A 21,362-nucleotide genomic window follows, 5' to 3' on the forward strand; every position below is an offset into this window, starting at 1 on the left:
TTTTGCGCCGCCATTATGCGCCTTTATCTCCGCTCAAGACTTTGCCCATCCACTCGTCGATGGTCGTGGTTCCGAGTTCCTCGACTTTGTTCCGCTCAGAGGGGCGCAGCACATCCTGCATGGCATCGATGCGCTTCCACTCGCAGAACGGCGTCTCGGCTTCGATGCCGGGTGCATAGCGAGAACTCTCGACACGCTGATAACGATGCACGTAGCGCGGGCAGTTCATCCACACTTCATGAATGCTCACCTTCACAGCCATTTCGGCCTCCGGGAAGCCGTCGAGCTCTGGGCCGCTCACGATGAGCTCGGCGCGGCCTTGCGCGCGCAAGCGAAACGGCTTCTCGAAATCGATGAACAGCATGCCGATCTCGGGGTTGCCCGAAATATTTCCCATCGAGAGGTACATCCCGTTGCCATCGTAGCTTGGAAAGAGCAGCGTATGAGCATCGGGCACCTTGATGAAGCCGGGCGCGCCGCCTTTGTAGGAGACGGTCGGACGGCCGCGATCGTCGATCGTCGTCAGGAAGAACATGTCCCGGCTTTCGATGAAAGCCTTAGCACTGTCGTCGATCTCAGGCTTGAGGGCAACCGCCTCGACCCGGTCCGCCATCGCCCGGGTGTCGAACGCCATTTGCATGGCGCGATGGATATCTCCGTATAGGCGGCTCATCAGCGTTTTCCTCTCTGCTATGAGAGCCGTGCATCGCGGAGGATCGCCGGCTCTTCTCTATGTTTTATGTTTTGCTTCTGGCGAGCGGATGATGGGCATTGACGAGCGCCTTCAGCCGTTCCTGCAACACATGCGTATAAATCTCCGTCGTCGAAATGTCAGCATGGCCAAGAAGCTGCTGCACCGCTCGCAAGTCGGCGCCCCGGTCTAGCAGATGACTGGCGAAAGCGTGGCGCAGCACGTGCGGAGAGACGCGATCCGGCGCGATTCCGGCTGCTTCGGCGATACTTTTGAGATCCTGCGCGAAGCCCTGGCGCGTGACGTGGCCGAGTGCCGATCTCGAGGGAAAAAGCCATTCCGAATTATCGAATCGCCCCGCAACAGCAAGAAAAGCGTCGAGCGCCGCGCGCGCCGTTGCGTTGAGCGGAACCAGCCGCTCGCGGCCCCCTTTGCCTTTGATCGTGAGAACGCGTTTGTCGCCGCGAAGCACGCTGCGCGGCAGCCCGACGAGCTCGGAAACGCGCATGCCCGTCGCGTAGAGGAGTTCGAGCAAGCAGTGGAAGCGCAAGGCTCGGAAGAGCGCGCGGCCCTCCTGGCCTTCGCACTGCTGTTGCGAGACGGTCAGCAGCCGGTCGACTTCGTCAATGCTTAGCACTTTCGGCAGCGCGCGCTGCTTCTTTGGCCCTTGCAGACCCGCCGTCGGATCGTCGGCGATCAGAGTCTCGGCTAGCAGAAACCGGTAGTACTGCTTGATCGCCGAAAGCCGCCGCGCGCGCGATGTCGGCGCTTGGCCCTGGCTCGCGAGATATCCGAGATAGGCCTGTACGTCCTCCGACTGAGCGTCAGGGGCCGCTATGCCTTTGTCCGAGAGGAAGCCAACGAAGCTTTCAAGATCGGCGGCGTAGGCCTCGATGGTATTTGCAGAGGCGCCGCGCTCGGCCGAGAGCATGGCAAGAAAGTCAGCGAGGTGGCCATCGCGTTCGCCGGACGGCGTCATAAAATCCTCAATTCGTTTCCGTGTGCGGCCACGAAGGAAGGAGCGCCTCGAGGCCCAGTCTGCGCGCATCGGCTTCGAGTCCCGCGCGCTTCAATGCGCGAATGCTGTCGCCCAAAGCGATGAGGTTCGCATCCTGCGCCCCGTTCGGCCCAAGCGCTTTCATGACCAGAAGAACGGTACGGCCGAACTCCTGCTTTTTCGATGCAACTTGGAGTTCCGTCAGAACGCCGGTCTCGGGCAGATACCCGGACGTCGGCTGCGGTGTTCTGTTGGCAGCCTCCCAAAGCGGAATGGGCACGAGATAATCGAGCGCTTCCAAAACCGTCGTCAGCCGGTAAAGCGCGGCAGCTGGGAAACGATTGTTGGCGACGTAGCTTTCGAGCACGGAAAAGCTCCGGCCGCGGTCCGGCTCCTTCGCATCGGCGATGTCGATGAGCGCCCGCCAATGGCCAAGCCCAGGACCGCCGCCCTGATCTGCGACCGCGATCCAGTCGCGAGACACGTTGAATTGGCCCGACGCCAGGCCGATTTCGACGCCGGTTTCTGCGAACCACACGACCTCCGGAACGGGGCGGATTTCGGCAGCGGCGGATGCAATCATTTTAGCGGCGAGCAGGCCCAAGCCTTCATGCTTCGCCTCGTCGAGGAAGGCCCGGACGAGCCTCGCCTTGCGCATCGGCGTACGCTCTTCTGTTGCGGCCCTGAACAAGGCCGCACGGCGCGCGCCCCCCTTCGGGCCCCGTCCGGCCAGAAGCTCGTCCGGTGGAACTTGCTCGCCGTTGACGCGGAAAATGCCGGCCAGCGCTTCCGGCGTGAGCGCGTTGAACCGTGCGGCGGCCTCCGTCGCGGGCAGACCGAGATCGACCGGCGTCGTGTGGTCGCTCGCGAGTGCCACGAGCAGCGCCGGTTCGCCCTTCTCCAGGACGGTCGCATGCGGAAGCCGCGCCACCTTTTCCGCGATCCGGTAATCGAGCAGCGTGATCTGCTTCACCGGCGAATAGTGAGGCTTGGAATTGATCGAGAGGGCATCCAGTGCTTCAAGCCCCGGTGACGTCTCGACGCCTTCCTCCCGGGCAAGCTCTGCAGCCAATCCTGCCGATGATTTATCGTCCTGCGCGGCCGAGCAGTAGCCGGCCATCAGGATGGACTGCCCCTTGAGGCGCGCTGGGATGGCGCCTTTGAGCGTCGCCGATCGCGCGATGAGTTCGCAAGCCTTCTCGGGCTTTCCTGCCGCCAGTTCGTTGCGCGCTTCGAGCGTGAGGAGAAGAGGGTTCTCGGGCCCCGACTGCTTGGCGATTTCGGCGGCCGCCTCCCGCGCCAAGCCCGAGCGGTAAAGCGCTTCCAGCCGCAGCGCTGCGAATTCGGGGCTCGAAGCGCCGGGCGACGGCGACGTGATGAGCCGCTTCCAAAGATCGTGGAGCACGGGCGAGCGCGGTGGAATTTCGATCGTACTGATCAGCTTCTCGAGCGACGCGGCATCCATGCCGCCCCAGAGCTCGTAGGGCAGCCCAGAGCCATCTTCCGACATGACGGGCGCAAGTTCTTCCGTTTCGACCCCCGGAAGTAGGGGTTTGCGAACAACCGCGTTCTGCGCGTCCGGCCCGCCTGCGGGCGCCGCATTGGGCCTTCCGCCACCCGGGCCCGATCCTCCGGGCCAAGCGTCGCTCCCGCTGGGCCTTCCAGCCGGCCCCGTCGCGGCGGGTCCGTCCAGCGGCTGCAGATAGGTTCGCTCCTCGGCAGGCGGCGAATAGGCATCGTCCCGCCGGGGCTTCTTCTTGGGTGCAGAAGATGACGCGCCGGGCATCTCCTGCGCCGCCACCGGCAATGGCGCGGCAAGCGCCGGAAGCAGCGCGAGCATAGCTAGGCCGCTCACGGCCATCATCAGTTTTCGGTGTGCATACACCATCGCCATTCACCGCCGGATTTTGATATTCTGCACGGGCTTGCTGATGGTCTGCTGCTCGGGCTCGAACCTGGTAGCCAGCACATAAAGGCACCCGAGCACCAGCGCAGCGATCGCGCCAAGTACGAATAATAGCCGGAAAAGGCTCGGCATTTCCTGTATCCCCGTCCCCGGCCCGTTAGGTGAACATCTCAGATGGCGTGATTATGACTCGATATGGTATTTTGCCGAAGAGCGCCCGCCGGGATGAACGATTAAATTCGGATCGGCTGCAACTCACGGTCAAGTTTCCAATTTGCGAACGTTTTTGGTTCGTGGCATGACGGCCCGGAAATGACCACCCTGCCGCGCGGCGCACCGCCAGACACCAAGCACGAAACCAACCAACTCGCCGAACCCGTCGGTAGTGAGCCTCGGATGACTGAAGCCGAAGCGATCGAGCGCGCGAAGAAGAATATCGGTCAGCGGCCGATCGTGGTCGTTGGCCTCATGGGCTGTGGCAAGTCGTCGGTTGGCAAGCGCTTGGCATTCAAGCTGAACCTACCCTTCGTCGACGCCGATGACGAGATCGAGCGCGCCGCCGCCAAAACTATCAACGAGATTTTCGCCGATCATGGCGAGGCCCACTTTCGCGCCGGTGAGCGCAAGGTCATCGCGCGCCTGCTCGGCAACGGCGCGCAGGTTCTGGCGACCGGCGGGGGCGCCTTCATGGACCCGGAAACGCGGCGGCGGATCAAGGAGACGTCCGTCTCGATCTGGCTGCGTGCGGATTTGCCGGTCCTCATGCGCCGGGTGTCCAAGCGCGATCACCGCCCGCTTCTGCGTAACGGCAACCCGGAAGCGACGATGCGGAAACTGATGGACGAACGCTATCCCGTCTATGCTGAAGCCGACATGACGATCGACAGCCGCGATGAGCCCCACGACGTCATCGTTACCGAAATCATCAATCGCCTCGCGGCCGGAACAGAAATCCCCTCGATGTCCATCATTGAAGCAAATCCATCCCGCACCGTGCACGTCGAACTCGGCGAGCGCTCTTACGATGTGCTGATCGCCCGCGGCATTCTTCGCGACACCGGAGCGCTGCTGAAGGCGCGGTTCGGCGCGGTCAAATGCGGCGTGGTGACGGACGAGAACGTTGCCCGCCATCATCTGGCAACGCTCGAGGAAAGCCTCAAAGCCGCGGGCCTCTTCGCCGGCTCCGTAATCATGAAGCCGGGCGAGGCGACGAAAAGCTTCCGCGATTTGGCGACGCTCTCGGAGAAGCTGCTGGAGATGGGCCTGGAACGCGGCGACCTCGTTTTGCCGTTCGGCGGCGGCGTCATCGGCGACCTCACGGGGTTCGCGGCAGGCATCCTGCGGCGGGGCGTGCGCTTCGTGCAAATTCCAACATCTCTGCTGGCGCAGGTGGACAGCTCCGTCGGCGGCAAGACCGGCATCAACACGCCGCAAGGCAAAAACCTCATCGGCGTCTTCCATCAGCCAAGTCTCGTTCTGGCTGACACTGCCGTGCTGACGACGTTGCCCGCGCGCGAGATGCGCGCCGGTTATGCGGAGGTCGCTAAATACGGGCTTCTAGGCGACGCGCCGTTCTTCTCCTGGCTGGAAGCAAACTGGCAGGCCGTGTTCGGCAACAACGGCCCGGCGCTCACCAACGCGATCGAGACGAGCGTTGCCGCCAAGGCCGCGATCGTCGCCCGCGACGAAACCGAGACCGGCGACCGCGCTCTGCTGAACCTCGGGCACACCTTCGGACACGCGCTGGAAGCCTGGACCGGCTATTCAGACCGCCTCCTGCACGGCGAAGGCGTGGCGATCGGCATGTGCCTGGCGATCCGCCTCTCCGAGGAACTCGGGCTTTGCCCGCCGGGCCGGGCGGAACGGGCGGCAAATCATCTCCGCGCCGTCGGCCTGCCGACAAAAATCAACGACATTCCCGGCGGACAGGCTGACCCCGCGGAGCTTTTCCGCCTCATGGGTCAGGACAAGAAAGTCAAAGCTGGCAAGCTTGCGTTCATTCTCGTGCGCGACATCGGTGACGCCTTCGTTTCGCGTGACGTTGCGCCTGAAACCGTGTTGGCCTTCCTCGCCCGGGAAGTGGCGCGCTGAGGGCCAACGTACGCCGGTGATGTGCTAGACTGCTGCCAATCCTGATCGGGGACAGCGAACACCCATGACCATAGCTCTAAGCCTCGCAGCGATCATTCTGCTGATCTTCCTATCGGCCTTCTTCAACGGCAGCGAGACGGCGCTCACCGCCGCCTCCCGAGCGCGCATGCACTCCCTCGAAGAAGATGGCAACGCCCCCGCCGCTCTCGTGAACCGTGTGCTCTCGCGGCCGGAAAAGATGATCGGCACGGTCCTGCTCGGCAACACGCTGGTGGACGTTCTGGCAGCCGCGCTCGCCTCCAACATCGCCGTCCAACTCTATGGTGAGGTGGGTGTCGCCTACGCCACTGCCATTATCACGATCCTGATCGTGATCTTCGCCGCCGTGCTGCCGAAGACCTACGCACTGGCCTATGCCGACCGGGTCGCGCTGCTTGTCGCGCCCGTCATGCAGGTCCTGATCTACGTGCTGACGCCGTTCACGCGCGCGATCGAGTTCATCGTCCGCGGCATCCTGCTATGGACGCCCGGCAAGGCCGATGACGAAGCAAACATTCTGGCCGCCCATGAAGAAATTCGCGGCACCATCGATCTGCAGGCGAGAGAAGGCACGGTCGCCAAGATCGACGCTGAGATGCTGGGCGGCGTGCTTGATCTGCGCGATCTGCAAGTCGCCGACATCATGGTCCATCGCACGAAGATGGAGACAATCGACGTAGACGATCCTCCGGCGAAGATTCTCGACTTCGTGCTCCGCTCGCAATACACGCGCGTGCCGCTATGGAAAGACGAGCCCGAAAATATCGTCGGCGTTCTCCATACCAAGGATCTGCTGCAGGCGTTGTCGCGCACCAATTGGGATCCCGACAAGCTCGACATCATGAAATCGGCCTCCGAGCCGTGGTTCGTCCCCGATACGACGACGCTGAAGGATCAGCTCAATCAGTTCCTGAAGAAGAAAGTGCAGATGGCCCTCGTCGTCGATGAGTACGGCGAGGTGCAGGGCCTCATCACGCTCGAGGATATTCTTGAAGAAATCGTCGGGCAGATCACCGACGAGCACGACATGCCCGATAGCCACATCCGCATGCAGTCGGACGGCACGGTGAACGTCGACGGCACCGTTGCAATTCGCGACCTCAATCGCCATCTAGACTGGAACCTGCCGGACGATGAGGCGACGACGGTTGCGGGCCTCGTCATTCACGAAGCTCAGACCATCCCGGAGCCCGGCCAGGTCTTTACGTTCCACGGCTACAGGTTTGAAATCTTGCGCAAGAGCCGGAACAAGATCACGGCCATTCGCATCAAGCCTGTCGCGCTGATTGAAAAGGCGAGCCCCACGGCAGCACCGGCGCGGATCGCGAGGTGATGGTGATGAGCGACCGCTTTCGGAAGCGGACTTTCGATCAAGTCCGCGGCAAGGCTTCTCCGGGCGCGAGCGTTGCCAGCGCCAGGGCATGGATGCCGCCAGCGAGTTCGTCCTTCAAAAGCTCGTTGACGAGCCGGTGACGTTCGACGCGGGATTTGCCCGAAAATACATCCGAGACGATGAGAATGCGAAAATGGCTTTCGCCGGTTCCAGGCGAACTGCGGTGGCCGGCATGAAGCTCCGACTCATTGATGACGTCGAGCCGTGTCGGCTTCAACCCAACCATCAGCTTTTCACGAACCCGGCCCGCAACGGACATCTTTGTCTCTTAACGTAAGTGCTCTAGAAAGCGGCATGACCGCGATATGCCCGAAAGGGCCTATTAAGGGATTGACCGCACAGTCGCGACGGAAATCAAGCGTTTTCTTGCCGCCTTGTTTCGGGCTGCTCCAACCCTCATAATTCAGACAATGAAACTGGAATCGAAATACTTCGACAGCATCCGGGTCTCCTCGAAGCGCCAAGGCGGCGCCAAGAAGGAAGAGCGCGCGCCGCTTTGTCAGTGGAAGGGCTGTGAAAAGCCCGGCGCTCACAGGGCGCCGAAGGGCCGTGGGCGCGATGGCGAATTTTTCCACTTCTGCGTCGATCACGTCCGTCAGTATAATGCCGAGTACAACTACTTCGAGGGCATGAGCGACGCCGACATCAGCAACTTCCGCAAGGACGCGCTGACGGGTCACCGCCCCACGTGGAAGACGGGCGCCAACGCCTGGGCCCACGGCGCGCGCGATGAGGGCAGGACAGCCGAAGCTGCTGCCCGCGTCCAGGCGACCGCGAGAGCGCCGCGCAAGCCCCGCTCGTCCCGAACAGAGACCTCCACGTTCCGCCGGCAGTTGAAGCCCCTGGAACAGAAGTCGCTGCGCGTGATGGACCTGCGCGACGATGCGACCTCTCAAGATATCAAGACGCGCTTTAAGGAATTGGTGAAAATCCACCATCCGGACGCCAACGGCGGCGACAGCCGTTCGGAGGAAAAGTTGCGCGAAATTCTCCAGGCCTATAATTACTTGAAGCAATCTGGCCTGGTCTAATCCTCCGAGCCTGAACCGAGTGCACTCCAGCCGAGTTGCACCATTTCGAGGCTTTCACGGCAGCTGGGCGATTTGATCGGGAACCCCATGGAAATGCGCACGTCATCTAGCGCGGCAGGCGCACCGGCCGCCAACCTTCCGGACTTGAAACTGTCGGTCCGCCAAGTCTTCGGTATCGACAGCGATCTCGAGGTTCCGGCCTATTCGCAGGCGGACGAACACGTCCCGGATGTGGACCCGGATTATCTCTTCAACCGGGATGTGACGCTCGCCATTCTCGCGGGCTTCAAGCACAACCGCCGCGTGATGATCCAGGGCTATCACGGCACCGGTAAGTCCACGCACATCGAGCAGGTTGCCGCGCGCCTCAACTGGCCCTGCGTACGGGTCAACCTCGATAGCCACGTCTCGCGCATCGATCTCGTCGGCAAGGATGCGATCGTGCTGAAGGACGGCAAGCAGGTGACCGAGTTCCGCGAAGGCATTCTGCCCTGGGCCCTGCAGAACAACATCGCGCTCGTCTTCGACGAGTATGACGCCGGCCGTCCGGACGTCATGTTCGTCATCCAGCGCGTGCTCGAAGTCTCGGGCAAGCTGACGCTTCTCGACCAGTCGAAGGTCATTCGCCCGCATCCGGCGTTCCGGCTGTTCGCAACGACGAACACGATCGGTCTCGGCGATACGTCGGGCCTCTATCACGGCACGCAGCAGATCAACCAGGGCCAGATGGACCGCTGGTCGATCGTCGCGACGTTGAACTACCTGCCCCACGACGACGAAGCGAAAATCGTGCTGTCGAAGGTCAAGTCGTTCGCCAAGACGGACGCCAAAAAGAAGCAGATCTCGCACATGGTTCGCGTCGCCGATCTCACGCGTTCCGCCTTCATCAACGGCGATCTCTCGACCGTGATGAGCCCGCGCACCGTGATCACGTGGGCAGAGAACGCCGAGATCTTCGGCGACATCGGGTTCGCTTTCCGCGTCACGTTCCTGAACAAGTGCGACGATCTCGAAAAGCCGCTGGTCGCTGAATTCTATCAGCGCTGCTTCGGTGAAGAGCTTCCCGAAAGCACGGCAAACGTTGCACTGAGCTGATCGCGTGATCGAGGCCGTTGAACTGGGCCGTCCATGACCCCGCCGAACAAACGCCGCGAAGCCCCATCCGAACCACTGAAGCGTGTGCTCGGTCCCGCCGTGCGCGCCATCGCCGGTGACGGCGAGATCGAGGTCGATTTCGGTCCCGGCAAGGGCGATGTTTCGGGCAAGGCCGTGCATATCCCCGACCTGCCGCGCGCGCCCTCGGCCAAAGACGTGGCGCTGACGCGGGGCTGGGCTGATAGCTTGGCCCTCCGGATCGGCTGCCATGATGCGAAGCTTCATCGCCGCATCGCGCCGCCGTCTGGTCCCGCACGCTCTGTTTTTGAAGCAGCGGAGCGTGCCCGCATCGAAGGCTTGGGCTCCGCCCGTATGCCCGGTATGGCGGCGAACCTGACGGCGCGCCTCGAAGATCACTACAGCCACGGCCGGTTTCGGAACGTGAACACGCGCGCCGATGCGCCGCTCGAAGATGCGCTCGCCCTTCTCATCCGCGAACGCATCACCGGCCAGGCGCCGCCGCCTTCGACGAAGGGTCTCGTCGATGTTTGGCGCCCGGTCATCGAAGCCCGCGGCGGCAAACTGTTGAGCCGCCTCGAAGCCCTGTCTGAAAGCCAAGAGCAGTTCGGCCGCCAGATCCGTGACCTTCTGAAGATCCTCGAAATGGCCGATCAGAGCGATCAGCCTCAGAACGAAGAGGAAGAGCAGGAGAGCGAAGAAGGCGCAGCCGAAGGCGGCTCCGAGGACTCCGAAGACAAGACCGAGGATTCGACCGAAGGTCAGGACCAGGAGAGCGAAGAGCAGCAGTCCGAAGGCGATCTCTCCGAATCCGAAGAGACGATGGAAGCGGGCGAGACCGAGCCGCAGGATCTCGACGACAGCGACCTGAACGACGAAGAGACGCCGGCGCCATGGCGTCCGAACATGACCGTTCTCGATAACCCTGAAGCCTTTGGCTACAAGGTTTTTACGCGCGCCTACGACGAAGAGGTCAGCGCCGAGCAGCTCTCGACGCCCGAAGAGCTCGAACGCCTGCGCGCGTTTCTCGACAAGGAATTAAAGACGCTCTCCGCCGCCGTCGCCAAGCTCGCCAACAAGCTGCAGCGCCGTCTCCTGGCGCAGCAAAACCGCGGCTGGGATTTCGACCTCGAAGAAGGTCTGCTGGACGCCGCGCGGCTGACCCGTATCATCACCGATCCCACGGGCGCTCTCTCGTTCAAGCGCGAGCGCGATACCGACTTCCGCGATACCGTCGTGACGTTGCTGCTCGACAATTCAGGCTCGATGCGCGGCCGCCCGATCATGGTTGCCGCATGCTGCGCCGATATCCTCGCGCGGACGCTGGAGCGTTGCGGCGTCAAGGTCGAGATCCTCGGCTTCACCACGAAAGCCTGGAAGGGTGGCCAGTCGCGCGAAGAGTGGCTGGCTGCAGGCAAGCCATCCTCACCCGGACGGCTCAACGATCTTCGGCATATCATCTACAAGACGGCGGACGCACCGTGGCGGCGTTCGAAGAACGCGCTCGCGCTGATGATGCGCGAAGGCCTTCTGAAAGAAAACATCGACGGCGAAGCGCTGGCATGGGCCCACTCGCGCATCGTCAATCGTCCCGAGCAGCGCCGCATCCTCATGATGATTTCGGACGGTGCGCCGGTCGACGATTCAACGCTGTCGGTGAACTCCGGCAGCTATCTTGAGCAGCACTTGCGCCAGGTCATCCACGAGATCGAGACGCATTCGCCGGTCGAGCTCATCGCCATCGGCATTGGCCACGACGTGACGCGCTACTATCAGCGCGCGGTGACGATCACGGATGCCTCCGAGCTTGCTGGAGCGATGACGGAAAAGCTCGTCGAGCTATTTGAGGAAAAACCCGCCGCCGACGAGCCGCCCGCAGCGCGCCGTCGCCACGCGCGCCTCCATTGATGGCCGCCTTGGCCAGCATCGCTTATTGGCGTGCTGGCCTTGGTTTTGCGCTTTTGGCAGTCGCAACTGCAACGGCAGCCGCCGCCGATAAACCCGACATCGCCAAGCTCAAAGCTGGCCCAGTCGTTGTCGTGAGCAAGCGCATCACCGCATTCAAGCGCTTCGGGACGGAGCAGCCGCTCGCCAAAGTGACGTTCCGCGGCGGCCTCGAATTGTCGTCGCCCTCACCCTTCTTCGGCGGCTGGTCCGCCCTGCTTCTCGACGATGCCGCACAGAACTTCGTCGCCATCTCCGATGCGGGAGAGTGGTTGACTGGGTCCCTCATTTACGACGGCATCCACCCCGCCGGTGTGCAGAATGTCCGCCTTGGGCCGCTTCTTGAGAGCGATGGCCGCCCAATCAAGCGCAGCCGGAACCGTGACGCGGAATCCGCCGCGCTTGCGAGCGGGGGGTTGCAGCGCGGCTCCGTTTTGATCGGCTTTGAAGGAAACCCGCGCATTACGCGCTACCAGCTGTCGCCGGATGTCATTTCACCGAGCGGCGGGAACCTCACCTTGCCGCCCGCGGCCAAGACGATGCGGCCCAATCAAGGCTTCGAAGCATTGACGGTGCTGAGGGGAGGACCCTTCAAAGGGAGCACTTTGGCCTTTTCCGAACGGCTCTTCGATCTACGCCGCAATCATACGGGCTGGCTCTGGACGGGCGATGGGCCGCGAACGGTGCATCTCAAAAACATCGGCGACTACGACATCGCCGATATTTCGAGCCTCGATGACGGCACGCTTTTCGTGCTCGAACGCCGCTTTCGCTGGACCGAAGGCCTCAAGGTTCGCCTGAGACGCGTCGCACCGGAAGATTTGGCGCCGGACCAAACGTCCGAAGGCGAGATATTGCTGGAGGCCGATCTCAACGATCAGATCGACAACATGGAAGGCCTGAGCGTCACCCGTCTGGAGACGGGAGAAATCCTGATCACGATGATATCAGATGACAACTTCAACCACTTGCTTCAGCGCACATTGCTTCTGCAATTCGTGACGAAGGAGAGCAGACAAGCGAAAGCCCGGCCGTCGCATTGAGCGGGCCGGGCTAAAATTCGCTGGCAGAAAACCGCTTGCTTAGGCTGCGGTCTTGGCAGCCTGGGCCTTCTGAATCTCGCGCTTGAGCTTCAGGCAGGTCGGCGACAGCTCGTCGTTGTCAGCCTTGAGCAGGAACGCATCGAGGCCGCCGCGGTGCTCGACGGACTTCAGAGCCCGGGCCGAGACGCGCAGGCGGAACTTCCGCCCCAGAAGGTCGCTCATCAGCGTCACGTGGCAGAGGTTCGGACGAAACTTCCGCTTCGTCTTGTTTTCTGCGTGGCTCCGAAGTTGACCTGAGAGGGGCAGAGTCCCCGTCAGCTCGCAACGCCTGGTCATAACTATCTCCTGTGCCGCAGCTATTCTCAGCGCGGTTTCCGAAAGCCTGCTTTTGCAGCAAAAAATTGTGCCCCGCAAGCCGAGCCTACGGGGTTTCGGCTGCTGTATAATGGACAAGCCCGACCGGCGTCAAGGCAGGCTTTGCACGCCGGCCCAAGTCCAACAATCGTCGCAAATCCGCCGTAACACCGGGTCGCCGGTGGGGGAGCAGAACATGACGATGCCAAATTCGCGTTCTGGGGTCAAAAGACTGGGCTTGGCTTTCTCTATGATGGTGGCCGCGGGGGCTGGCGCAACGGCCGCAGATGCGCAATTCCCAAGCGAGGTCTCAGCCGTCTACAGGCTGTCCTTCAACGGCTTCGACGTCGGCAAATACCGCTTCAATTCCCGCTACGACGGCAAATCCTATACGGCCAAGGGCGATACCCAAGTCTCGGCCCTGTTCGGCGCCTTCAAGTGGGCGGGAAACTTCACCGGCAGCGGCTCAGTTGAAGGGAAGGATCCCCAGCCGGCGAGTTTCGAGATGAGCACCAAGACGCGCTCGAAAACGACCAGTGTGAAGGTGAGTTTCAATGGCTCCCGCGTAGCCTCGGTCGCACTCGTGCCCAACAAGAACCCGTCGCCCGAGGCGGTCAAGGTGAAGCCAGAGAACCTGCGGAACGTCTTGGACCCGATGGGCGCGACGCTCGCGATCTCGAGCGCAAACGATGCCGACGCGTGCAACCGCACGATCCCTGTTTTCGACGGCAAGGCGCGCTACGATCTGAAATTGACCCCCAAGGGGCGCGAGCCCGTGAAGGAGAAGCGGCAATCGGGCCAGCCGGCCGAGCTGCTGGTCTGCCAAGTGAAGTATGTGCCGATTGCCGGACACAAGCCCAAGGATTTCGTCAATCCGTGGATCGACTACGATCACATCGAAATTGCGCTGCGCGCCGTTCCGTCAGCTGGTGTCTACGTCCCTTACCGGGTAACCGTCCCCTCGACCATCGGTGCAGCCGTCATGACCGTTGAAAGCATTAACATTACGGCTGCCAACAACCAGCGGATCGCCCTGAAGCAATAGTGCGCTGAGTGCGCAGGCTCGGGCGCGACCCGGTACCCCGCCGCTGAGGCGCCGAATAACCCTTGATATCTTGGCCCTCCTCTGCAATGCCAGGGCTCGATCGGAGTCAAGTACGACATGGCAAGTGATCTCGAGGCCCGCATCCGAAATGTGACCGCGGTGCTCGGACCAACGAATACCGGCAAGACGCACCTCGCAATCGAGCGGATGCTCGGCCACGAAAGCGGCATGATAGGCCTCCCGCTGCGACTCCTCGCGCGTGAAGTCTACGACAAGATCAAGCAGCGCGTGGGAGCCGACAAGGTCGCGCTCATCACCGGCGAAGAAAAGATCAAGCCGGAACGCGCCCGCTATTGGGTCTCGACCGTCGAGGCGATGCCGCGCGACATCGATGTCGACTTCCTCGCGATCGACGAGATCCAGCTGTGCGGCGACCCTGAGCGCGGCCACGTCTTCACCGATCGCCTGCTGCATGCGCGCGGCCGCTCCGAAACGCTGCTGCTTGGCGCACAGACGATGCGCGAAGCGATCAGCGATCTGATCCCGGGCGCCAACTTCATCTCGAGGCCGCGGCTTTCCAGGCTGAGCTACAGCGGCGAGAAGAAAATCACGCGTCTTCCCTCGCGCACCGCGATCGTCGCGTTTTCCGCGCAAGAGGTCTACGCGCTCGCCGAATTGATCCGCCGCCAGCGCGGGGGCGCCGCGGTCGTGCTGGGCGCGCTGTCGCCCCGCACGCGCAACGCCCAGGTCGCGCTCTATCAATCGGGCGACGTCGAATTCCTCATTGCGACCGACGCGATCGGTATGGGTCTGAACCTCGACGTCGATCACGTCGCGTTCTCCGCGCTTCGCAAGTTCGATGGCTACAACCATCGCAATCTGACGCCCGCGGAAATCGGACAGATCGCGGGCCGCGCCGGCCGCCACATGAATGATGGCACGTTCGGTGTCACCGGCAGCGCGGATGGGCTCGATGCCGACATGGTCGAGCGTCTGGAGACGCACAGCTTTGACAGCGTGAAGACGCTGCAATGGCGTAGCCGCGCGCTCAATTTCTCGTCACTTGATGCTTTGCATGCTTCGCTCCGCGAACTGCCGCGCGAGCAGCGCCTGACGCGTGCTCGCACCGCCGACGATGTTGCGGCCCTCGAAGCGCTGACGGCCGATCGCGAAATCGCGGATATCGCCACGAACCGGGAACGCGTTGCGCTGCTGTGGGACGTTTGCCAGGTTCCGGATTACCGCAAGATTTCCGGCCAGAGCCACGCCGAACTCATCGGCAATCTCTACCGTCATCTGACGAGCGGCGATAATCGCATCTCGGAAGATTGGTTTGCAAAGCAGGTGTCGTTGGCCGATCGCACCGACGGCGATATCGACACGCTTGCAAACCGCATTGCCCACATCCGCACGTGGACCTTCGTCGCCAATCGCCCCGATTGGCTGCGCGATCCGGGCCACTGGCAGGAACGGACCCGGGCCATTGAGGATAGCCTGTCGGATGCTCTGCACGAGTGTCTGACCCAAAGATTTGTAGATCGCCGAACCAGCGCGTTGATGAAGGGCATGCGAGACAAAGATGAACTGACGGCCGACATCGCGGATGATGGCGCGATCACGGTTGAGAACCACTTCGTAGGACGCCTCAAAGGCTTCCGCTTCACACTCGATGCGGCAGGCGATGGCATCCATGAAAAGGCGACGCGCCAGGCGGCGATGCAAGTCGTCACGCGCGAGCTTGGCATGCGTGCCCGGCGGGTCGCTGCCGCTCAGAACGATGCGTTCAAGCTCACGCGTTCGGGCAGCATTGTCTGGCGTGATGACGAGCTTGCAAAGCTCGAGCCCGCGGAAGATCCTCTGCAGCCCGGCGTAACATTGCTCGCCGACGATGCGATGAGCGAGGCCGATCGGGAGAAGGTTCTGGCCCGCCTCAAAACGTGGCTCGAAGACACCATCGCCGATAAGCTGAAGCCGCTCGTCGAGATGTCTCGCAGCACCGAGCTGCAGGGCTTGGCGCGCGGTATCGCCTTCCAGCTGAAGGAAGGTCTCGGCGCATTGAAGCGCGAGACGGTGGCCAACGAGATCAACGCGCTCGATCAAGCCGCGCGCGCTGAGCTTCGCAAGTTTGGCCTGCGCTTTGGCGCCTTCAATATTTTCTTCCCGCTGATGTTGAAGCCCGCTCCGGCAGACCTTGCGGCAACGCTGTGGCTTTTGAAGAACCCGACGCCCAACGGAACGGTGCCGCAACTGCCGCGCGCCGGTCTGACGAGCGTCGCGGTCGATCCGGAAACGCCGGAAGCGCTCTATCGCGCCCACGGTTTCCACGTGTGCGGGCCACGCGCCATTCGCCTCGATATTCTCGAGCGCCTTGCAGATTTGATCCGCCCGCTGCTTGCTTGGCGGTCCGCGCCCGGCAAAATGGATGCGCCCCCGAAAGGCTCGACGGGTGACGGTGGTTTCAGGGCGACCGACGATATGATGTCGATCCTCGGCTGTTCGGTTGAAGAGCTGAGCGAAGTCCTGAAAGCGCTGGGCTTCCGTCTCGAGCGGCGGCCGATCCCGGCAGCCGCACCTGCTCCCGAAGCAACGGCAAGCGCTCCAGCTGAAACCGCTGAAGTGGCTCCGGCTGGCGAAGAGAAGGCCGTGGAAGGCGAAGTTGCGAGTGCCGAAGCCTCGGATCAGCCAGCAGAGCAGCCTGCCGTCGAAGCGGCGCCGCAGCCCACCGAGCCTGCGGCAGCAACCGCAGAAAACACCGAAGCTGCCGCCGCCGAGACGGCTACCGCTGCGGCTGAGCCCGAGACCGAGAAGTTTGAGGAGATCTGGCGGCCGCGCCGGCATCAGCGTCCCGAGCGCAGGGATGCGCCGCGTCGCGATGGCCAGCATCGTCACCAGCGCCACCATGGCAACAGGCCCAACGCAGGCGCGCAGCAGGCCGGTACGGCCCCGGCGGCAAATGCCGGTGCCCCGGTCTCGGAGGCGTCCGCAACCGGTGATCGGCCTGAGCATCAGCGCCAACGGCACGAGCGCAACGAAAACCGCGGTGACCGCCCGCGCTTTGAAGGTCGCAAGGGCGGTGACCGCCGACCCGATCAAGGCTCGAGAAAAGAGGAAGGAAACCGCCCGCGCCGCGATGACAATCGCAATGGCCGCCGCGAGGACCGCCGTTCACCACAGGTGATCACGGCGGCACCGCCGAAGTCGGCCGCTGCCGATTCATCCTCGCCCTTCGCTGCGCTCGCTGCGCTGAAGGCGCAGATGGAGAAGCGGAGCGAGGGCTCGGGCTCCACCTGATCTCATGCCTGACGCGCCCGCAGGGTCCGTTCAACGCGTCGATCAATGGATGTGGTTTGCCCGCTTCGTGAAGTCGCGGACGTTGGCGCAGGCGCTGATTGAGCGCGGCAAGGTCCGCATCAACCGCGAGAAGATTTATAAGACGAGCACGATCGTGAGGCCTGGCGATGTACTGACTCTGTCGCTTGGGCCTCGCGTTTTGAGCATTGAGGTCTTAGGAATTGGTTCGCGGCGTGGACCAGCATCTGAGGCCGCACTGCTCTACCGCAATCTTGCAAGTCCATCGCCCGCTCCCATCTCCGGTGCAGAGGGGGAAACGGGCACGGTGGAGGAGGGGATGGACGCGCCGCAGGCGGCTCGCTCCACTGGCGCGGGGAGGCCGACGAAGCTTGAACGCCGTCAGCTCGACAAGCTGCGTGGGCGCAGTTGATTGAACTGTGACGCCCCGTCCACCTAGGCAGCCGTAACGCCTATGCTTATAAGAGCGCCGCTAGATCGAGCCGTTGAGTTGGCGCGCACCAGGCCAGCCACCAATCGATCGTCTTCGATGGACCAGGAATCCGAATGACCTACGTCGTCAATGAAAAATGCATCAAATGCAAATACACCGATTGCGTTGAGGTCTGTCCGGTAGACTGCTTCTACGAGGGCGAGAACATGCTCGTCATCCACCCCGACGAGTGCATCGATTGCGGCGTCTGCGAACCGGAATGCCCTGTCGACGCCATCAAGCCCGACACCGAGCCCAATCTCGAGAAGTGGATGGAGCTCAACCGGCAGTACGCTGATGTCTGGCCGAACATCACGGCCAAGAAGGCGCCGTTGCCGGAAGCCGAAGCTACGAAGGACGAGACGGGCAAATTTGAGAAATATTTTTCTCCGAACCCGGGGTCCGGCGACTAAAAAATTGCTTTGCACGGAAGAATTGAAATCGGAAAGAGCAAAACCGGCATAACATGTTGGTTTTGCATTGTTTTTTAAAGAACGCCTTAATCTCGACCAGATTGTCTCAGAACGCCACTCTTCATTTACCGCCAGAAGTGTGTTACTGTTCTCCTTGATGGCATTGAGTCTGCACAAATCCGGAACGGCCGCGAACAAAAAAAGGCTGCCTCATTCGCAGGCGGCTCGCAATAAGGCGTATGGGGCGTCGCTGGGCCACTTCAGAGTCGGACAGGATTTGCAAAGGTAGGCCACAAATGAGCGCGCAGGGGAACGGCCTCCCGACAAAGGAGGCTCGGATCAATGCGCGCGTGTTGTTAGGATGCAACATGTATCCGGCAGCACTGATGCTCCGTCCACACAGGGCGGACAGACGGCCAAGCCGATCCGTCCGGTAAGGCCTAGTATGCGAGAGTGAGAGATCGATATGGCTCAGAAGAAAAAAGCTCCGGTCCCCCCCAAGTCCGCAGCGAAGAATGCCGCCCGAAAATCTGTTCCTCTGAAGGCCAGCGCGAGCGCCAGTAAGGCTGCCGCCAAACATACCACCAAGCCGAAGGCGGAAGCGCCTGCCAAGGCCAAGGCAGCCCAGCCGGCCGCTGCCAAGCCCGCAAAGAAATCCGTTCCTGTAGCAGCTGCGCCGGCCAAGCCGGCGCCTAAGACCGAGGCCCCCTCCGTTTTGAAAAAACCGCTCTCGAATTCGCCTGCAACCGCCCACATCGCTGCCAAGGCGGCACCCGCACCGCAGCGCACGGTCGCCGTACCGGCCAATGCGCACAAAGCTGCGAGCCAGAAGCTCACGGCCCCGGTCGCGCCTGCCCAGCAGCCGGCGACGCCTAAGGCGATTGCCGAGAAGGCTGCCGCTGCCCGCCAGATCCTGGCTGTGCAGAAGAAGCCGGTCAGCCAGCGCCACGGCTTCAAGGCGAACGAGTTCGTCGTTTATCCCGCTCATGGCGTCGGCCGTATCGTCGGCATCGAAGAGCAGGAAATCGCTGGCATGTCGCTCGAGCTCTTCGTCATCACCTTCGACAAGGAGAAGCTGACGCTGCGCGTGCCGACAGGCAAGCTCGCAAGCGTCGGAATGCGCAAGCTCGCCGATGAGGGCCTGGTTAAGAAGGCCATGGAAACGCTGAAGGGCCGCGCACGCATCAAGCGTACGATGTGGAGCCGCCGGGCGCAGGAATACGTCGCCAAGATCAACTCCGGCGATCTCATTGCCATCGCCGAAGTCGTCCGCGACCTCTACCGCTCTGAAGCGCAGCCCGAGCAGTCCTACTCCGAGCGGCAGCTCTATGAGGATGCCCTCGACCGCATGGCCCGCGAACTCGCAGCAGTCGAGAAGCTCGACGAGCGCGGCGCAGTCCAGAGGATCACCGACATCCTCTCGAAGAGCGCCAAGGGCCGTCGCGTGGCTGACGGTGAATCGGTCGGCGAAGCCGCATAAGACGGCACTGACACTGCAAGTATTATCGCGCCTGGTTCCAAATGGAGCCGGGCGCGTTCTTTTGCGGACCGCGGGGTTAGATCGGATCGCCCGGCAATCCCACCGGCTGCAAAGGACTTGGCGTGTCCCGCTCGCTGACGGTGGCCGCAGCGCCCCCCGCCTCCGGAATGTCAATCTGCGAGGGGTCGGCGATATCGATGAGCGGCCCATTGCGCCGTTCGATCCACCCGCGCAGCACGACAGTCTTGCCCGCGAGGCCGTCGAGCGATCGATCGAATGCGGGATTGGCGGCAAGAACCTTTCTGTCGATGCGCGCCGTGAAATCGCTCTGCCAGTCATTGCTGAAGTTGAGATACGTCGCGCCCTTCGTGCGGCTGACGGTAACGACGGAACCCGTGACCCGCACATACTTGCCGCGCTGCTTCATCAACGCGCTGGGATGATCGGCGCTAAACGTACGATAGACGCCATTGCTCCAGAGCCCCGATCGCCGCCGCTGTGCTTCCGCCTCGTGCGCTAAGAGTTCGCGGGCGCACGCAAAGCTCTCAGGCAAACCGTACGCACGCGCATGGCCGCTCGCGAGCAGGGCTCCCTGAACCCAGTCCGAGCGGCTCCTATCGGCGACAAAAACCTGCGCGAGAATCCGCCCATAGCGATCGGAGCGGCTGCCGGCGAACCCGAGCTTGACCCTCTTCCCAAGCACGAGGTCGGACAGTGCCTTGATGGTCTCGTTCTCGGGCGGCCAGGCACCGGGCGCCGCATTGGCGTCGCGCGCTCTGGGCGCGAGCGCGCCAATCAACCGGACGGCCTTGCCATCATCGAGAATAATCGTTTCGCCATCGACGACGCGCGTGACGGTCCGAACGGGCCCGGGCTCGAGGGTGCACGGAGTGGGAGACGCAGAGGGCTGTGCCATAGCGCAAGGCGGAACAAGCAACCCCGCCGCGCCGAACACATATGCCGCCCATCGCCTCGCCATATGGAATAGAAATCATAAGCGAGGCCGCGCGCCAAGGACGAGCGACCCGGTTGGCGGATGGCGCGCTTTCGAGAGCTCAGAAGCGGTGGACGAAGCCGAAGCTGAACTTATTCATCGAAGCGTCCACCTCGTCGTGGCCAGCTGGCAAGGAATCGAAGCTCTCGCCGGAGAACTCAACGCGCCGGTATTCGAACCGCAAGCGATTGTTGTCGCTCCAAAGATACTCGATGCCGCCGCCGGCGGTCCATCCGGACAGCATTTCGGTGTCGCTGACGCCGAGAGAGCCATTCCGGACTTCCAAGTTGGCGAAGGCGTAGCCGCCGGTCGCGTAAATCAGGGTGCGATCCCACAGCAAATAGCCCAGCCTGCCGCCGACGGAGCCGTCGAAATCGACGTGGCCTTTGAATCCCGAGATGCCGTCTATGCGGGAGCTGTCGCCGTAGAGAAAATCGTAGCTCAAATCGGCGGTCGGGCCGAAAATGAAGTCATTGTAGCGAAAATCGTATCCGGCCGACGCTCCGAGCGTGATGCCGTCAGCGTCCCTCAGCCGGCCGCCGCTGGTGCCGAATGACAGGGTGTTGAAGCTGAGCGTCGGTTTCCAGTACGCACCTTCCCAGGACGAAGGAAGCGGCCTTTCGACATAGTTCGGGACGACGATGTTATAGGGGCTGCTCAGATTGCCGATGGGCTTCAGATCATCGGGAAGACTCTGCGCCATCGCGGCGCCTGCTGGTGACAGTACCGCCGTTGCGGCCAACGCAGACAGAATCTTTCTCATCAGAGTATTTCCCTCACGTGTAGCCTCGACCAACACCGCCCCGCAGTGTCAGATTGGAAGGCCTCTTCATGTGTGACTAGAACGCCCCCGTCCGACTGGCACAGCGCGTCTATCATGAGCCAGCAGAAGGCTCCGCAGCAGGATCGCACTCTTTGCTACGTTAAGTACTTTTGAAAAGGAGGAATTTTGAGCATATCGCATCTTCCTGGTGAGTGTGTCCCGAAGAGCCTTCTAAAGGCTCGCTCATGGGTCGTAGTCCGACGCGGGCACCACAATTTTGGGCC

The 21,362-nt window shown here is 62.3% G+C and carries 19 protein-coding genes; 11 read left to right on the forward strand and 8 right to left on the reverse strand.

Annotation, left to right across the window (positions count from 1 at the left end; genetic code table 11):
* Positions 1 to 13 precede the first annotated feature (13 nt).
* From VFG26_RS17265 to VFG26_RS17280, 4 genes are all read right to left on the reverse strand, one after another.
* Positions 14 to 673, reverse strand: coding sequence for a pyridoxamine 5'-phosphate oxidase family protein (locus VFG26_RS17265; RefSeq protein WP_325027277.1), 660 nt, complete (start codon positions 671 to 673; stop codon positions 14 to 16).
* A 64-nt stretch (positions 674 to 737) separates the two neighbouring features.
* Positions 738 to 1,670, reverse strand: coding sequence for a site-specific tyrosine recombinase XerD (locus VFG26_RS17270; RefSeq protein WP_325027278.1), 933 nt, complete (start codon positions 1,668 to 1,670; stop codon positions 738 to 740).
* 7 nt (positions 1,671 to 1,677) lie between these two features.
* Positions 1,678 to 3,549: a hypothetical protein gene (locus VFG26_RS17275; protein ID WP_325027326.1), complete on the reverse strand. Its 1,872-nt coding sequence runs from the start codon at positions 3,547 to 3,549 to the stop codon at positions 1,678 to 1,680.
* Positions 3,550 to 3,582: 33 nt separating this feature from the next.
* A complete protein-coding gene (locus tag VFG26_RS17280) occupies positions 3,583 to 3,726 on the reverse strand; it encodes a hypothetical protein (RefSeq protein WP_325027279.1) in 144 nt (47 codons plus the stop codon).
* A gap of 264 nt (positions 3,727 to 3,990) precedes the next feature.
* Between VFG26_RS17280 and aroB the strand changes: the two genes are divergently transcribed.
* Together aroB and VFG26_RS17290 are read left to right on the forward strand one after the other, a co-directional pair.
* Positions 3,991 to 5,685 carry a 3-dehydroquinate synthase gene (gene aroB, locus VFG26_RS17285; protein WP_325027280.1) on the forward strand — a complete coding sequence of 565 codons (1,695 nt, stop codon included), beginning with the start codon at positions 3,991 to 3,993 and terminating at the stop codon, positions 5,683 to 5,685.
* A 64-nt stretch (positions 5,686 to 5,749) separates the two neighbouring features.
* Complete coding sequence (locus tag VFG26_RS17290; RefSeq protein WP_325027281.1) at positions 5,750 to 7,057, forward strand: HlyC/CorC family transporter; 1,308 nt, start codon at positions 5,750 to 5,752, stop codon at positions 7,055 to 7,057.
* Positions 7,058 to 7,094: 37 nt separating this feature from the next.
* Here the strand turns inward: VFG26_RS17290 and VFG26_RS17295 are convergent, their stop codons facing one another.
* A complete protein-coding gene (locus VFG26_RS17295) occupies positions 7,095 to 7,376 on the reverse strand; it encodes a BolA family protein (RefSeq protein ID WP_325027282.1) in 282 nt (93 codons plus the stop codon).
* A 151-nt stretch (positions 7,377 to 7,527) separates the two neighbouring features.
* On the opposite strand from VFG26_RS17295, the gene VFG26_RS17300 reads away from it, so the two are divergent.
* The 4 genes from VFG26_RS17300 (at position 7,528) to VFG26_RS17315 (ending at position 12,248) form a co-directional block, all read left to right on the forward strand.
* A complete protein-coding gene (locus tag VFG26_RS17300; RefSeq protein WP_325027283.1) occupies positions 7,528 to 8,148 on the forward strand; it encodes a J domain-containing protein in 621 nt (206 codons plus the stop codon).
* 93 nt (positions 8,149 to 8,241) lie between these two features.
* Entirely contained in the window at positions 8,242 to 9,243 is a 1,002-nt protein-coding gene (gene cobS / locus VFG26_RS17305; RefSeq protein WP_325027284.1) for a cobaltochelatase subunit CobS, read from the forward strand.
* Positions 9,244 to 9,276: 33 nt separating this feature from the next.
* The gene (gene cobT, locus VFG26_RS17310; RefSeq protein WP_325027285.1) at positions 9,277 to 11,169 is read left to right on the forward strand and encodes a cobaltochelatase subunit CobT; all 1,893 of its coding nucleotides are present in this window, start codon (positions 9,277 to 9,279) and stop codon (positions 11,167 to 11,169) included.
* Between the two features lie 8 nt (positions 11,170 to 11,177).
* The gene (locus VFG26_RS17315; RefSeq protein ID WP_325027286.1) at positions 11,178 to 12,248 is read left to right on the forward strand and encodes an esterase-like activity of phytase family protein; all 1,071 of its coding nucleotides are present in this window, start codon (positions 11,178 to 11,180) and stop codon (positions 12,246 to 12,248) included.
* A gap of 39 nt (positions 12,249 to 12,287) precedes the next feature.
* On the opposite strand, the gene rpmB is transcribed toward VFG26_RS17315, so the two are convergent.
* Positions 12,288 to 12,584, reverse strand: coding sequence for a 50S ribosomal protein L28 (gene rpmB / locus VFG26_RS17320; protein ID WP_325027287.1), 297 nt, complete (start codon positions 12,582 to 12,584; stop codon positions 12,288 to 12,290).
* A gap of 214 nt (positions 12,585 to 12,798) precedes the next feature.
* Between rpmB and VFG26_RS17325 the strand changes: the two genes are divergently transcribed.
* The 5 genes from VFG26_RS17325 (at position 12,799) to VFG26_RS17345 (ending at position 19,321) form a co-directional block, all read left to right on the forward strand.
* Positions 12,799 to 13,647 (forward strand): DUF3108 domain-containing protein, encoded by an 849-nt coding sequence (locus tag VFG26_RS17325; protein WP_325027288.1) that lies wholly within the window; start codon positions 12,799 to 12,801, stop codon positions 13,645 to 13,647.
* 117 nt (positions 13,648 to 13,764) lie between these two features.
* The gene (locus VFG26_RS17330) at positions 13,765 to 16,938 is read left to right on the forward strand and encodes a helicase-related protein (RefSeq protein WP_325027289.1); all 3,174 of its coding nucleotides are present in this window, start codon (positions 13,765 to 13,767) and stop codon (positions 16,936 to 16,938) included.
* 4 nt (positions 16,939 to 16,942) lie between these two features.
* Positions 16,943 to 17,368 (forward strand): RNA-binding S4 domain-containing protein, encoded by a 426-nt coding sequence (locus tag VFG26_RS17335; protein ID WP_325027290.1) that lies wholly within the window; start codon positions 16,943 to 16,945, stop codon positions 17,366 to 17,368.
* 134 nt (positions 17,369 to 17,502) lie between these two features.
* Positions 17,503 to 17,841 (forward strand): ferredoxin FdxA, encoded by a 339-nt coding sequence (fdxA, locus tag VFG26_RS17340; RefSeq protein ID WP_325027291.1) that lies wholly within the window; start codon positions 17,503 to 17,505, stop codon positions 17,839 to 17,841.
* Positions 17,842 to 18,307: 466 nt separating this feature from the next.
* Entirely contained in the window at positions 18,308 to 19,321 is a 1,014-nt protein-coding gene (locus VFG26_RS17345) for a CarD family transcriptional regulator (RefSeq protein ID WP_325027292.1), read from the forward strand.
* Between the two features lie 76 nt (positions 19,322 to 19,397).
* Here the strand turns inward: VFG26_RS17345 and VFG26_RS17350 are convergent, their stop codons facing one another.
* Together VFG26_RS17350 and VFG26_RS17355 are read right to left on the reverse strand one after the other, a co-directional pair.
* Positions 19,398 to 20,237: a thermonuclease family protein gene (locus VFG26_RS17350; RefSeq protein WP_325027293.1), complete on the reverse strand. Its 840-nt coding sequence runs from the start codon at positions 20,235 to 20,237 to the stop codon at positions 19,398 to 19,400.
* Between the two features lie 139 nt (positions 20,238 to 20,376).
* Positions 20,377 to 21,078, reverse strand: a complete 702-nt coding sequence (locus VFG26_RS17355; RefSeq protein WP_325027294.1) for an outer membrane protein — start codon at positions 21,076 to 21,078, stop codon at positions 20,377 to 20,379.
* Positions 21,079 to 21,362 lie beyond the last annotated feature (284 nt).

The organism is Hyphomicrobium sp. (assembly GCF_035687085.1).
Classification (GTDB): domain Bacteria; phylum Pseudomonadota; class Alphaproteobacteria; order Rhizobiales; family Hyphomicrobiaceae; genus Hyphomicrobium_B.

Bases quoted from the DNA above. Each gene is read 5' to 3' on its own strand.
- VFG26_RS17265 (WP_325027277.1), bottom strand. From the start codon at position 673: ATGAGCCGCCTATACGGAGATATCCATCGCGCCATGCAAATGGCGTTC.
- VFG26_RS17270 (WP_325027278.1), bottom strand. From the start codon at position 1,670: ATGACGCCGTCCGGCGAACGCGATGGCCACCTCGCTGACTTTCTTGCC.
- VFG26_RS17275 (WP_325027326.1), bottom strand. From the start codon at position 3,549: ATGGCCGTGAGCGGCCTAGCTATGCTCGCGCTGCTTCCGGCGCTTGCC.
- VFG26_RS17280 (WP_325027279.1), bottom strand. From the start codon at position 3,726: ATGCCGAGCCTTTTCCGGCTATTATTCGTACTTGGCGCGATCGCTGCG.
- aroB (WP_325027280.1), top strand. From the start codon at position 3,991: ATGACTGAAGCCGAAGCGATCGAGCGCGCGAAGAAGAATATCGGTCAG.
- VFG26_RS17290 (WP_325027281.1), top strand. From the start codon at position 5,750: ATGACCATAGCTCTAAGCCTCGCAGCGATCATTCTGCTGATCTTCCTA.
- VFG26_RS17295 (WP_325027282.1), bottom strand. From the start codon at position 7,376: ATGTCCGTTGCGGGCCGGGTTCGTGAAAAGCTGATGGTTGGGTTGAAG.
- VFG26_RS17300 (WP_325027283.1), top strand. From the start codon at position 7,528: ATGAAACTGGAATCGAAATACTTCGACAGCATCCGGGTCTCCTCGAAG.
- cobS (WP_325027284.1), top strand. From the start codon at position 8,242: ATGCGCACGTCATCTAGCGCGGCAGGCGCACCGGCCGCCAACCTTCCG.
- cobT (WP_325027285.1), top strand. From the start codon at position 9,277: ATGACCCCGCCGAACAAACGCCGCGAAGCCCCATCCGAACCACTGAAG.
- rpmB (WP_325027287.1), bottom strand. From the start codon at position 12,584: ATGACCAGGCGTTGCGAGCTGACGGGGACTCTGCCCCTCTCAGGTCAA.
- VFG26_RS17325 (WP_325027288.1), top strand. From the start codon at position 12,799: ATGACGATGCCAAATTCGCGTTCTGGGGTCAAAAGACTGGGCTTGGCT.
- VFG26_RS17330 (WP_325027289.1), top strand. From the start codon at position 13,765: ATGGCAAGTGATCTCGAGGCCCGCATCCGAAATGTGACCGCGGTGCTC.
- VFG26_RS17335 (WP_325027290.1), top strand. From the start codon at position 16,943: ATGCCTGACGCGCCCGCAGGGTCCGTTCAACGCGTCGATCAATGGATG.
- fdxA (WP_325027291.1), top strand. From the start codon at position 17,503: ATGACCTACGTCGTCAATGAAAAATGCATCAAATGCAAATACACCGAT.
- VFG26_RS17345 (WP_325027292.1), top strand. From the start codon at position 18,308: ATGGCTCAGAAGAAAAAAGCTCCGGTCCCCCCCAAGTCCGCAGCGAAG.
- VFG26_RS17350 (WP_325027293.1), bottom strand. From the start codon at position 20,237: ATGGCACAGCCCTCTGCGTCTCCCACTCCGTGCACCCTCGAGCCCGGG.
- VFG26_RS17355 (WP_325027294.1), bottom strand. From the start codon at position 21,078: ATGAGAAAGATTCTGTCTGCGTTGGCCGCAACGGCGGTACTGTCACCA.